This window comes from Herbaspirillum sp. C9C3 (assembly GCF_013359625.1).
Classification (GTDB): domain Bacteria; phylum Pseudomonadota; class Gammaproteobacteria; order Burkholderiales; family Burkholderiaceae_D; genus Herbaspirillum.
This window is the reverse complement of the sequence record NZ_JABFMQ010000034.1, coordinates 23,221-36,284: the sequence shown is the minus strand read 5'-3', so window position 1 is coordinate 36,284 and position 13,064 is coordinate 23,221. Positions and strand designations below refer to the sequence as shown.

The window sequence follows — 13,064 nt, the reverse complement described above, 5'->3', positions numbered from 1 at the left end:
TGCCACCACGCCTTCTGGGGGCAACGCATCTCGCAGATTTAATGTGAACAGGCCCTAGCGTGGCGGATGCTCAGGCCGGTGCGGTAGCGGCCATCATCACTGGTATAGAACCACTTGCCGGAGAAGGCGATGTTCTCGGCCCGGGCATGATCGCGATAACCGTCCGACTTTTCGTAACCGAGGAAATAGTTCTGCGACCAGTTGCCGTTCTCCACGCCCTTGACCACCTGCACCTGGCGCGTATTGAAGCTGCCATAGGTCAGACGCGCTTCATCGTAGTTGCCGCCTTGCCGGGTGACGATGTTGACGTTGCCGGCGATGTTGTGCAGGCCATAGCGCGCATCGTTGGTGCCGCGCACGACCTCGATGCGGGCGATATCGAGCGGGAACAGCGTCCCCAGGAAGGGCATGCCGCCGGCATTGTCGTTGCTGGGGATGCCGTCGATGAGGAGCTTGACCGCATTGACCTCGCCCTCGCCGTTGAAGCCGCGAAAGGACAGCTTGCCGGACTCGTTGCCCTGGCGGAACTGGGTCAGCATCACACCCGGCGACTGCGCGAACAGTTCCCAGTTGTATTGCACCTGCTGTTGCTGGATACGATCCGCGCCGATCAGGTCGACCGAAGTCAGCACGTTGTTGAGCTGCAGCGGACCGCTGCGGCGCGCGCTTACTTCCACGGTGCCCAGCGTCAGCGAGGAATCCTCGTCGGCGCCGGCTGACTGCGCCGTGGCCAGGGGCGCAGCCCCCAGGGCCAGCAGGCCGGACAAGGCCGTGAGTTTGAAAATGGGTCGGGCGCGATGCAGCGGCCTGGGCCGGCGGGCAGAGTGGAGCGTCATTGGTCTTGTAGTAGGCAGAACATGCGGCCTCCCCCGGCAGCCACGCCGCCGTCCCCTGGATGCCGCATGGGAAATCAGGAGCGGCAAGGATAAGCTGGTATGACCACTTGTTGAATGTGGCAATTTGTCGCAGGGGCTTGCTACCATGCGTCATTTCTCCCTGCTGATTCTGCGCGCATGAAAAAACCGGACCTCCGCACGCTCGACCTGAACCTGCTCAAGGCATTGGCCGCCCTGCTCGACGAACGCAACGTCACGCGCGCGCCCGCCAGGTCTTCGAACAGCCAGGTGTTGCGGGCGGCCTGGGTAGCGGTGGCAGACATGATGTTGCTTGGCGGATTGTTGGACAGGCCTGCATGATGCGGTTCGTCCAGTTATTACGCCAATCCTGAAAACCGATGATCGATATCGGTAAAAATGATATCTGCCGTAAGCGAAGTCGCGGTGGAACAAGGCAATGTTGCCTCAGGGTGCGTAAAAGGTAATGTCTCCGCTGCGTGGCGTATAGCCCTGGGATAGAGCCGGTCTCCGAAGCGCATTATCTCGGCGGGGAAGTCGTCAAGGCGTGAGCCGTCATCGGTCACTTCGCTCTGCCTTCAAAAAACGGGCGGGCACCTCGTGGGTGCCCGCCCGTTTGCGTTCGACGCGGTATGGCGTCAGCAGCAGTTCATCAGTTCATCAGGCCGCCATGCTGGCATTGTCGATCACGAAGCGATATTTGATGTCGCCCTTGAGCATGCGCTCGTAGGCGGTGTTGATGTCCTCGGCGCGGATCAGCTCGATGTCGGCCACGATGTTGTGCTTGGCGCAGAAGTCCAGCATCTCCTGGGTTTCGGGGATGCCACCGATCAACGAACCGGCCAGCGAACGACGCTTCATGATGAGATTGAAGACATTCGGCGACGGGTGCGGCGTGGCCGGCGCACCGACCAGGGTCATGGTGCCGTCGCGCTTCAACAGGCCCAGCAAGGCATCCAGGTCATGCGGTGCGGCCACGGTGTTGAGGATGAAGTCGAAGCTGTTGGCATGTGCGGCCATCTCTTCGGCGTTGCGCGAGATCACGACTTCGTCGGCACCCAGGGCCTTGGCATCGGCACGCTTGGATTCCGAGGTGGTGAAGGCCACCACGTGGGCGCCCATGGCATGCGCAATCTTGATGCCCATGTGGCCGAGACCGCCGATGCCGACCACGCCGACCTTCTTGCCGGGACCGGCGCCCCAGTGACGCAGCGGCGAATAGGTGGTGATGCCGGCACACAGCAGCGGTGCGACGGCAGCCAGGTCGGCTTCCGGATGGCGGATGGTCAGCACGTAGCGCTCATGCACCACGATCTGCTGCGAATAGCCGCCCATGGTCCAGCCAGGGGCGTCATCGGTCTGGCCGTTGTAGGTGCCGACCATGCCGTCGCAATAGTTTTCCAGGCCTTCTTCGCAGTCCGGGCAGGTCTGGCAGCTGTCGACGATACAACCTACGCCGACCAGATCACCGACCTTGAACTTGCTGACGTGATTGCCGACGGCGGCGACGCGGCCCACGATCTCGTGGCCGGGCACGCACGGATATTGGGTGCCGGCCCATTCGGAACGGACCTGGTGCAGGTCGGAATGGCAGATGCCGCAATAGGCGATGTCGATCTGCACGTCGTGCGCTCCGGTGGCGCGGCGGGTGATTTCGAGATGTTCAATCGGCTTGTCGGCGGCGTGGGCGCCATAAGCATGGACTTGCATGGGGATCTCCTCAGTAAGCGGGCCAATAAGCTGGCGTTGAGAATGAACAGGTCAGGGGGTGGGCAACCTGTCATGAAATGGACTATTTTGGCGTGTGGCAAGGCGCAAAGACAGACCTATTCCGCGACGATTCTTGCCTGAAATTCCGGCGCCATGCTGAACCAGGCGAGTCATTCCCGCGCCATCGGCGACCACCGCGCGACCCGGCGCAACGCAAAGCAGGCGCGTTGCTGCGAGCTTGCCGATACTGCTTCATCATGGGGTCCGGGCCATGCCGGATCGCCGCAACAGGTGCGCTACGGCATCGATGCCGACCAGCCGCACGACGCAACGCAGTCAGTCCCGCACCCCCAGGCGATACACCGTAGTCTGCCGATAAACCTGCCCCGGCCGCAGGATCACCGCTTCGCGCAGCGGCGTGTTGACCTGGTCCGGATAGGACTGCGCCTCCAGGCAGAAGCCATCATGGATCGCGTAAGGCTGCTCGCCCCGACCCTGTACGCCGGAGAGAAAATTGCCGCTGTAGAACTGCAACCCGGTCTCGGTGGTGGAGACGCGCAATTCACGCCCCGACCCCGGCTCGTAGACGCTGGCCACTTCGCGCAAGCTCTGCGCCACGCGGCTCTCGCCCGGTGCCGGTTCGTGCTCGCTGCGCAGGCAATAGCAGTGGTCGAAGCCACCGGCCAGTTTCAGTTGCGGATCGGGCCAGTCCAGGCGCGGGCCGATGGGGGCAGGCTGGCGGAAGTCGAAGGCGCTGCCGGCCACGTCCGCCCGGCCTTCCGGAATCAGCCTGGCATCGACCTGCAGGTAACCATCGGCCTCGATGGCGATGATGTGGTCGCGGATGTCGGATGTTCCGCCATTGAGATTGAAATACGCATGCGAAGTCAGATTGACGGGCGTGGCCGCATCGCTGGTGGCAGTGTAATCGATGCGCAACTGGCCCTCGTCATCCAGGCGGTACAGCACCGACGCCATCACCGTGCCGGGAAAACCCGCCTGCCCGGCCGGCGAGACCAGCATCAGGCGCAGACCTTCCGGATCGGGCTGCACCTGCCAGCGCTGGGCATGGAAACCTTCGCGGCCGCCATGCAGATGGTTCTCGCCTTCATTGCAATCGACCTGGTGCGCCACGCCGTCGAGTTCGAAACGACCGCCCGCGATGCGGTTTCCCCAGCGCCCGACGATGGCGCCGAAATACGCCGGGTTGTGCGCGTATTGCTCGACCCGCTCAAAGCCCAGCAGGACATCGGCCTCACGGCCATAGCGATCAGGTGCCCACCAGTTGACCATGGTGGCGCCGAGGTCGCTGATGGTCACGCGCATGCCGGTGTGGTTGCGCAAGGTGTAGAGACGGATGCCGTCAGCGGAGGTGGTGTGCGAGAGGGTGAAGTGCGTCATTTTGTGGTGGTAAGAAGGGAGGGTCCCGTGGTTTTCTTCTTGGGTCGGACGGCGGAGGCCGACGGTGCAGCCGAGCGCTCCAGTCCGGCGGCGAATTGTTCCTGATATTCCCTGGGCGTGCAGCCCAGTTCGCGCTTGAAGACGGCGTGCAGATACTGCACGGTGGTGAAGCCGCAGCTGACCGCGATCTCGGCCGCATGGCTGCCGGCCTGCTCCAGCATGCGCTTGGCGGCCTCCAGCTTGAAGCGCAGGATCTCGTCATGCACGCTGCGCCCCAGCTCACGGCGAAAATACCATTCCAGCGAGGAGCGCGAGATGCCCACGTAGTCAGCCACCTGGTCGGTCTTGATGCCCTGGCAGGCGTACTGGCGGATGAAGTGCAGCGCCTGCATCACGTGCGGGTGATTGCGCACCTCGTGGCGGCTGGAGGCCAGCACGTTGATGCCCACCGGCGGCACCATGATGCGCGTGTCCGGAAAACGCGCCCCGTGCAGCATCTGGTGCAGCAGGTGGGCCGCAGTGCGGCCCATCTCCACGCTGCCCTGGATCACCGAACTCAAGGGAATGCGCGTCAACACCCGCGCCAGCGGATCATTGTCGATGCCGATCAGGGCCACCTGCTCCGGCACGGCAATACCGGCAAACAGACATGCCTGCAACAACTGCCGCGCCCGTGCATCGGTGACCGCGATGATGCCCACCGGCTTGGGCAGACTGCGCACCCAGGCGATCTGCTGCTCCACGGCGGTATCCCAGGATTGCGCACTGGTGCCCACGCCGCGGTAGATGTGGCCGGTGATGCCGTCGGCCCCGGTGAGGTCGGTGAAGATGCGCTCGCGCTCCTGCGCCCAGCGGTTGCAGGGCGACTCGGGCAGGCTGAACAGGGCGAAATGCTGCAGCCCCGCTTCGATCAGATGGTCGTAGGCCAGCTTGACCATCTTGTAGTTGTCGGTGGCCACATAAGGCCGGTTGGCGGGATATTGCGAAGGGTCGGCGTAGGAGCCGCCGATGGCCACCACCGGCAGCTGCACGCCTTCCAGCGCTGCGGTCGTCACCGGATCGTCGAAGTCGGCAATGATGCCGTGTCCGGCCCAGCGTTCGATGCCCTGTGGGCGGCAGCGGAAATCCTCCTCAAGGTACAAGTCCCAGGAAGCACGGGTGCTGCTGATGTATTCGCCGATGCCGGAAATGATTTCCCGATCAAAGATCTTGTTGCCATTGAAGAGCAACGCAATCCGGTGCACCGTGGGTGCTTTTGCCACGCTGTGTCTCCTGTTTGCCGGCGTCGTCGGGCGCGCCGTTCTCGTGTTCGTCGAATTGTAGCGAGCCATCGTCGAAATGACGGATATGTGCTCCTGCAACAAAAAGAATCACTAAGCCGTTTGGTGAATTTCGTAATTGTAGAGGGGATTGGCCCGGGGCTAGTATCCCCCTCGCACCATCATGCGGCGTGACCCCACCCTGACAAGCTCGGCCCCACGCGCCCCCGGAAGCGATTGCCCCAAAACGGGCCAGCGGTTCCACCCGGACACGCCGCTTCAAAAATCATAATCAATTCAAATTCAATTCAAATCGGAGACTGGACTATGAAGGCAATGCTGAAGAAGACCGTATTGGCGCTGATGACCGTAACCACCCTGTCCATGGTGGCCGGCAGCGCCATGGCCGACGCCAAGAACCCCAAGATCGGTTTTTCCATCGATGACCTGCGCGTGGAGCGCTGGGCGCGCGACCGCGACTTCTTCACCGCCGCTGCCGAGAAGCTGGGCGCCAAGGTCTACGTGCAATCGGCCGATGCCAGCGAGCAACGCCAGATCTCCCAGATCGAGAACCTGATCTCGCGCGGCGTGGACGTGATCGTGATCGTCCCCTTCAACGCCACGGTGCTGACCAACACCATCAAGGAAGCCAAGAAGGCCGGCATCAAGGTGCTTTCCTATGACCGCCTGATCCTCAACGCCGACGTCGATGCCTACATCTCCTTCGACAACGAGAAGGTTGGTGAAATGCAGGCCGAAGGCATCCTGAAGGTCAAGAACAAGGGCAACTTCTTCCTCCTGGGCGGCTCGCCCACCGACAACAACGCCAAGATGTTCCGTGAAGGCCAGATGAAGGCCTTGAAGCCCTACATCGACAAGGGCGACATCAAGATCGTCGGCCAGCAATGGGTCAAGGAATGGAGCCCGACCGAAGCCCTGTCCATCGTCGAGAATGCGCTCACCGCCAACAACAACAAGATCGATGCCATCGTGGCCTCCAACGACGGCACCGCCGGTGGTGCGATCCAGGCCCTGGCCGCACAGAAGCTGGCCGGCAAGGTACCGGTCTCGGGTCAGGATGCCGACCTGGCTGCGGTCAAGCGCGTGGTGGCCGGCACCCAGACCATGACCGTCTACAAGCCCCTGAAGCAGATCGCCACCGAAGCAGCCAAGCTGTCCGTGCAACTGGCCCGCAACGAAAAACCGACCTACAACGCCCAGTATGACAACGGCTTCAAGAAGGTCGACAGCCTGCTGTTGAAACCCATCCTGCTGACCAAGGAAAACGTCAAGGTCCTGGTCGATGACGGCTTCTACACCCAGGCCCAGATCGACGGCCGCTGATCCCTGAGTCAAGCATGCCGGCTGCTCCCCCCGAGGCAGCCGGCATCGCCGTCTGCGCGCCCTGCGCGCAGACCCCGGAGACTTACTGGAAAGAACAGGCATGTCCGAGTATCTGTTAGAAATGAAAGGCATCGTCAAGAGCTTTGGCGGTGTGCGTGCCCTGGACGGCATCGACATCAAGATCCGGCCCGGTGAATGCGTGGGCCTGTGCGGTGAAAACGGCGCGGGCAAGTCGACGCTGATGAAGATCCTCTCCGGTGTCTATCCCCATGGCACCTGGGATGGCGAGATCCTGTGGGACGGCAAACCGCTCAAGGCCCATTCGGTGCGCGACACCGAAGCCGCCGGCATCGTCATCATCCACCAGGAACTGATGCTGGTGCCCGAACTGTCGGTGGCCGAGAACATCTTCATGGGCCACGAGATCACCCTGCCGGGTGGCCGCATGAACTACCCCGCCATGTATCGCCGCGCCGAAGAACTGATGCGCGAACTGAACATGCCGGACATCAACGTCACCCTGCCGGTCTCGCAATATGGCGGTGGTCACCAGCAGCTGGTGGAAATCGCCAAGGCGCTCAACAAGGATGCGCGCCTGCTGATCCTGGACGAACCCTCGTCGTCACTGACCGCCTCCGAAATCGCGGTGCTGCTGAAGATCATCAAGGACCTGAAGGCGCGCGGCGTGGCCTGCGTCTACATCTCCCACAAGCTCGACGAAGTCGCCGAGATCTGCGACACCATCTCGGTCATCCGCGATGGCAGGCACATCGCCACCACGCCCATGCAGGAGATGGATGTGGACAAGATCATCACGCAGATGGTCGGCCGCGAAATCACCGCCATGTATCCCGAGCGCAATCATGCCATCGGTGAGGTGGTGCTGGAGGCGCGCAACATCACCTGCTACGACATCGACAATCCGCGCCGCAAGCGCGTCGATGACGTCTCCTTCTCGGTGCGCCGGGGCGAGATCCTGGGCATTGCCGGGCTGGTCGGTGCCGGTCGCACCGAACTGGTATCGGCCATCTTTGGCGCCTATCGCGGACGCTACGAAGGGCAGGTCCTGCTGGAAGGCAAGCCGGCCGATACCGGCTCGCCCCTGAAGTCGATCCGTCAGGGTCTGTGCATGGTGCCGGAAGATCGCAAGCACCATGGCATCGTGCCGGATCTGGATGTGGGGCAGAACATCACCCTGACGGTCCTGAACCGCTTCTCGCGCGGCACCCGCATCGACAGCAGTGCCGAGCTCAAGACCATCCAGGACGAGATCAGCCGTCTGCGCGTCAAGACCGCCACCCCCTTCCTGCCCATCACGGGCCTCTCGGGCGGCAACCAGCAAAAGGCGGTGCTCTCCAAGATGCTGCTGGCCCAGCCCAAGGTGCTGATCCTGGACGAACCCACACGCGGGGTGGACGTGGGCGCCAAGGCCGAGATCTACCGGCTCATTTCCGAGCTGGCCAAGCTGGGACTGGCCATCATCATGGTTTCTTCCGAGCTGGCCGAGGTGCTGGGCGTGTCGGACCGCGTGCTGGTGATCGGCGAAGGCAAATTGCGCGGCGACTTCGTCAACGACAAGCTGAGCCAGGAAACCGTGCTGGCCGCCGCCATCAACCAGGCTGTCCCGCAGGCGTCGCCAGGCGCGGTGGCCGTCTGAAACAATCACAAGGTGAATTCGGTATGACTACAAGCAATCTGAGCAGCGCCGCTGGTGGCGCCATGGGCGGGGCCGGCGGCATGGCCAATCTCAAGCTGGTATTTCGCCGCTACAAGATCATCGCGCTGTTGATCGCCATCACCATCATCTGGGGCTTCTTCAGCTTCATGACCGATGGCGGCTTCCTCACTCCCCGCAATCTCTCCAACCTGCTGCGCCAGATGTCGGTGACCGGCATCCTGGCCTGCGGCATGGTGCTGGTCATCATCGCCGGTGAAATTGACCTGTCTGTGGGTTCGCTCCTGGGTCTGCTGGGCGGCATCGCCGCGCTGCTGGACGTGAGCCATCACCTGCCGCTGGCGCTGAACCTGGTGCTGGCACTGGGCTTTGGCCTGGGACTGGGGCTGTTGAACGGCTACATGACCGCTTATCTGGGCATTCCCTCCTTCATCGTCGGCCTGGGCGGCATGCTGGCCTTCCGTGGCATCCTGCTGGGCGTCACCGGCGGCATGACCATTGCCCCGGTGTCCGACAACATGGTCTATCTGGGCCAGGGCTACCTGCCGCCGCAGATCGGGATGGCGCTGGGCATCGCCCTGTTCGTGCTGGCGCTGGCCCTGACCTGGATGAGCCGCGTCAACCGCAGCCGCCACGGCCTGCCGCTGGCAGCGCTCTGGCGCGATGGCCTCAAGGTGCTGGTCATCGGCGTGGTACTGCTGGCCTTCATCCGTACGCTCAACAGCTACGATGGCATCCCCGTACCGGTGCTGCTGTTGCTGGGGCTGCTGGGACTGTTCAGCTACGTGAGCACGCAGACCGTCTTTGGCCGCCGCATCTATTCGGTGGGCAGCAACATGGAAGCCACCCGTCTCTCCGGGGTGAACGTGCAGGCGGTCAAGCTGTGGGTATTCGGCATCATGGGCGTGATGTGTGCCCTGGCCGGCCTGGTCAATACGGCGCGCCTGGCGGCCGGTTCGCCCTCGGCGGGCAACATGGGCGAACTCGATGCGATTGCGGCCTGCTTCATCGGCGGCACGTCCATGCGCGGCGGCTCCGGCACCATCTATGGCGCCCTGATCGGCGCGCTGGTGATGGCCAGCCTCGACAACGGCATGTCCATGCTGGACGTGGGCACCTACTGGCAGATGATCGTCAAGGGCAGCATCCTGGTGCTGGCAGTGTGGGTCGATGTGAGTACCCGTTCTGGCCGCTGAGTACCGTAACACGCAAATCATTTATATCGTTTCTTGGCCGCACCAGCGTCCCATCCTATCCTCTGGAGTAATCAAGCATGACCGCAGCTACTACCCCCGTCTTCGACCACGCCCTCTATCGCAGCCTCGCCGGCAAGCGGGTCGTCATTACCGGCGGCGGCAGCGGCATCGGTGCGGCACTGGTGGAAGCCTTCGTCGGCCAGGGTGCACAGGTCTGCTTCCTGGATATCGCCGTCGAACCCTCGCAAGCGCTGGTGGCCTCGCTCAAGGACGCCGCTGTCGCACCGCGCTTCTTCCCCTGCAACCTGATGAACCTGGAAGCGCTGCGCGCCACCTTCACCGACATCGAGACCGCCATGGGCGGGGTCGATATCCTCATCAACAACGCCGCCAACGATGACCGCCACAAGACCGCCGACGTCACCCCCGGCTACTGGGATGAACGCCTGGCGGTCAACCTGCGCCACCAGTTCTTCTGCGCCCAGGCCGTGCTGCCGGGCATGCGTGAACGCAAAAGCGGCGTGATCCTCAATTTCGGCTCCATCTCCTGGCACCTGGGCCTGCCCGACCTGACCCTGTACATGACCGCCAAGGCCGGCATCGAAGGCATGACGCATGGTATGGCACGCGACTTCGGCCGTGACGGCGTACGCGTCAACGCCATCATCCCCGGCGCCATCCGCACCCCGCGCCAGACCCTGCTGTGGCACACCCCCGAAGAAGAGGCGAAAATCCTGGCTGCGCAATGCCTGCCTGTCCGTGTCGATCCGCATGATGTCGCTGCTCTCGCGCTGTTCCTGTCTTCCGACAGCGGCGCCAAGTGCACCGGCCGCGAGTACTACGTCGATGCCGGCTGGCTGGGCGCGTAACTTATCCACACGCCTTTCGGCCCGGAGGAATCCATGAACAAGCCACACGCCACACCCCGTCGCTTCCGCTCCCAGGACTGGTTCGACAATCCCGACCACATCGACATGACCGCGCTCTACCTGGAGCGCTTCATGAACTACGGCATCACCGCCGAGGAGCTGCGCTCGGGCCGTCCCATCATCGGTATCGCACAGAGCGGCAGCGATATCAGTCCCTGCAACCGCATTCATCTGGAACTGGCCAAGCGGGTGCGCGACGGTATCCGCGATGCGGGGGGCATTCCCATGGAGTTCCCGCTGCATCCCATCTTCGAGAACTGCCGCCGTCCCACCGCCGCCATCGACCGCAACCTGGCCTACCTGGGCCTGGTGGAAATCCTGCATGGCTATCCGATCGATGCCGTGGTGCTCACCACCGGCTGCGACAAGACCACGCCCTCGCAGATCATGGCGGCAGCCACCGTCGATATCCCGGCCATCGTGCTCTCGGGCGGCCCCATGCTGGACGGCTGGATGGATGGCGAACTGGTCGGTTCCGGTTCGGCTATCTGGAAGGGCCGCAAGCTGCTCTCGGCCGGCAGCATCGACAACGAGAAATTCCTGGAGATCGCCGCTGCCTCCGCGCCCTCTTCCGGCCACTGCAACACCATGGGCACCGCCTCCACCATGAACGCCATGGCCGAAGCCCTGGGCATGTCGCTGACAGGCTGCTCGGCCATCCCCGCCCCCTATCGCGAGCGCGGCCAGATGGCCTATGAAACCGGCCGCCGCATCGTCGGCATGGCCTACGAAGACCTGCGTCCATCGGCCATCCTCACGCGCGAGGCCTTCCTCGATGCCATCGTCGTCAATGCCGCCATCGGCGGCTCCACCAATGCCCAGCCGCACATCATGGCCATGGCACGCCATGCGGGCGTGGAACTGCATTCGGAGGACTGGATGCAATACGGTTACGACGTGCCGCTGCTGCTGAACATGCAGCCGGCCGGCAAATACCTGGGTGAGCGCTTCCACCGCGCCGGCGGGGTGCCGGCCATCATGTGGGAACTGCAGCAGGCCGGCAAGCTGCGCGCCGATCGTATCACCGCCACCGGCAAGACCATGACCGAGAACCTGCAAGGCCGTCAGTCGCAGGACAGGGAAATGATTTACGCATTTTCCGCTCCGCTGCGCGAACGCGCCGGTTTCCTGGTGTTGAAGGGCAACCTGTTCGACTTCGCCATCATGAAGACCAGCGTCATCTCGCAAGCCTTCCGCGAGCGCTATCTCAGCACGCCCGGCCAGGAAAACATCTTCGAATGCCGCGCCGTGGTCTTCGATGGTTCGGACGACTATCACGCCCGCATCAACGATCCCGCGTTAAAGATCGACGAAAACACCCTGCTGGCCATCCGTGGCGCCGGTCCGGTAGGCTGGCCCGGCTCGGCCGAGGTGGTCAACATGCAGCCGCCGGACGCGCTCATCAAGCGTGGCGTATCGACCCTGCCCACGTTGGGTGATGGCCGCCAGTCGGGCACCTCCGACAGTCCGTCCATTCTCAACGCCTCGCCCGAGAGCGCCGTCGGCGGTGGCCTGGCCTACCTGCGCGATGGCGACCGCGTCCGCATCGACCTCAATACCGGAGAGTGCAACATGCTCATCAGCGAGCAAGAGCTGGCGCGCCGCAAGAGCGAAGGCATCCCGCCGGTACCGCCCAGCCAGACACCCTGGCAGGAAATCTATCGCAGCACGGTCGGCCAGCTCGAGACCGGCGCCTGCATGGAACTGGCCCTGAAGTACCAGGGCGTGGCGCAAACCCTGCCGCGACACAATCACTGACATGCTGACCCTGCATCGTGAGTTGCGCATGCCACCGGCCCCGGTGAGAAGGATCAAGGGGCCGATGCGCATCGACGCGCACCAGCACTTCTGGCGCTATCGTTCCGAGGACTATCCCTGGATCGGTACCGGCATGGACCTGCTGGCGCAAGACCGCCTGCCCTACCAGTTCCAGCCCCTGCTGGAAGCGCAGGGCCTGCATGCGTCCATCACGGTGCAGGCCCGTCCGGGCCGCGAGGAAACCAGCTTCCTGCTGGAGATGGCGCGGCGGGATGCGCGCATCGCCGGCGTCATCGCCTGGGATGACATCGCCGCGCCGCAACTGGCCGAGCGCATGGAACAGTGGGGTCGCCAGAAGATGCTGGGCCTGCGTCACCCCATGCAGGAGGACGATGACGCCGCACAGTTGCTGGCCTGCCCGCGATTCAATGACGGCGTGCGCTGGTTGCAGGAGCGCGACTACGTGCTGGAGGTGCTCACCCATGAGCGCCACCTGCCGCAGTTGCGCCAGCTCTGCGCGCTGCATGACCAGCACTGGGTGGTCCTGAATCATCTCGGCAAGCCGGCCCTGAAGGAATTCCGCAAGGGCCGCGCCGCCTACGAACGCTGGCGCCAGCAATTGCGCGAACTGGCCGCCATGCCGCACGTGGTCTGCAAGATCTCCGGCCTGCTGACCGAAGCCGACTGGCTGCGCGGCCTGTGCACGCGCGACTTCGATCACATCGTGCAATGCCTCGATACGGCGCTGGAGCTGTTCGGTCCGCAGCGCCTCATGTTCGGTTCGGACTGGCCGGTATGCCTGCTGGCCGCTTCCTATGCGCGGGTGGTGGCGGTGGTGCAGGAATGGGCCGCCCGTCGCCTTTCGCCTGCTGACCAGGACGCCTTGTGGGGCGAATCCTCGGCCCGGATTTATGGCCTGATGTCATAAGCTTCTTCCC

General features: G+C 63.5%; 10 protein-coding genes and 1 pseudogene. 7 read left to right on the top strand and 4 right to left on the bottom strand.

Annotation, left to right across the window (positions count from 1 at the left end; genetic code table 11):
- Nucleotides 1-53 precede the first annotated feature (53 nt).
- A pseudogene (locus HNO82_RS20625) lies at nucleotides 54-836 on the bottom strand (TonB-dependent receptor); the annotation flags it as partial.
- Nucleotides 837-1,013: 177 nt separating this feature from the next.
- Here HNO82_RS20625 and HNO82_RS22485 point away from each other — a divergent pair.
- On the top strand, nucleotides 1,014-1,196 hold the full coding sequence (locus HNO82_RS22485) for a hypothetical protein (protein WP_217509989.1): 183 nt from the start codon (nucleotides 1,014-1,016) through the stop codon (nucleotides 1,194-1,196).
- Between the two features lie 318 nt (nucleotides 1,197-1,514).
- On the opposite strand, the gene HNO82_RS20615 is transcribed toward HNO82_RS22485, so the two are convergent.
- From HNO82_RS20615 to HNO82_RS20605, 3 genes are all read right to left on the bottom strand, one after another.
- The gene (locus HNO82_RS20615) at nucleotides 1,515-2,564 is read right to left on the bottom strand and encodes an NAD(P)-dependent alcohol dehydrogenase (protein ID WP_175344967.1); all 1,050 of its coding nucleotides are present in this window, start codon (nucleotides 2,562-2,564) and stop codon (nucleotides 1,515-1,517) included.
- 336 nt (nucleotides 2,565-2,900) lie between these two features.
- Nucleotides 2,901-3,965 (bottom strand): aldose epimerase family protein, encoded by a 1,065-nt coding sequence (locus tag HNO82_RS20610; protein ID WP_175344966.1) that lies wholly within the window; start codon nucleotides 3,963-3,965, stop codon nucleotides 2,901-2,903.
- Entirely contained in the window at nucleotides 3,962-5,227 is a 1,266-nt protein-coding gene (locus HNO82_RS20605; protein WP_008333231.1) for a XylR family transcriptional regulator, read from the bottom strand. Before HNO82_RS20605 ends, HNO82_RS20610 begins: the two co-directional genes overlap by 4 nt.
- Before the next feature lie 324 nt (nucleotides 5,228-5,551).
- On the opposite strand from HNO82_RS20605, the gene xylF reads away from it, so the two are divergent.
- The 6 genes from xylF (at nucleotide 5,552) to HNO82_RS20575 (ending at nucleotide 13,054) form a co-directional block, all read left to right on the top strand.
- Nucleotides 5,552-6,568 (top strand): D-xylose ABC transporter substrate-binding protein, encoded by a 1,017-nt coding sequence (gene xylF, locus HNO82_RS20600; protein WP_008333237.1) that lies wholly within the window; start codon nucleotides 5,552-5,554, stop codon nucleotides 6,566-6,568.
- Nucleotides 6,569-6,668: 100 nt separating this feature from the next.
- A complete protein-coding gene (gene xylG / locus HNO82_RS20595; RefSeq protein WP_175344965.1) occupies nucleotides 6,669-8,225 on the top strand; it encodes a D-xylose ABC transporter ATP-binding protein in 1,557 nt (518 codons plus the stop codon).
- Between the two features lie 23 nt (nucleotides 8,226-8,248).
- Nucleotides 8,249-9,439 (top strand): sugar ABC transporter permease, encoded by a 1,191-nt coding sequence (locus HNO82_RS20590; protein ID WP_217509988.1) that lies wholly within the window; start codon nucleotides 8,249-8,251, stop codon nucleotides 9,437-9,439.
- A gap of 77 nt (nucleotides 9,440-9,516) precedes the next feature.
- Nucleotides 9,517-10,308, top strand: coding sequence for a D-xylose 1-dehydrogenase (gene xylB, locus HNO82_RS20585; RefSeq protein WP_175344964.1), 792 nt, complete (start codon nucleotides 9,517-9,519; stop codon nucleotides 10,306-10,308).
- 33 nt (nucleotides 10,309-10,341) lie between these two features.
- A complete protein-coding gene (locus HNO82_RS20580; RefSeq protein WP_175344963.1) occupies nucleotides 10,342-12,126 on the top strand; it encodes an IlvD/Edd family dehydratase in 1,785 nt (594 codons plus the stop codon).
- Between the two features lies 1 nt (nucleotide 12,127).
- The gene (locus HNO82_RS20575; RefSeq protein WP_175344962.1) at nucleotides 12,128-13,054 is read left to right on the top strand and encodes an L-fucono-1,5-lactonase; all 927 of its coding nucleotides are present in this window, start codon (nucleotides 12,128-12,130) and stop codon (nucleotides 13,052-13,054) included.
- Nucleotides 13,055-13,064: the final 10 nt, after the last annotated feature.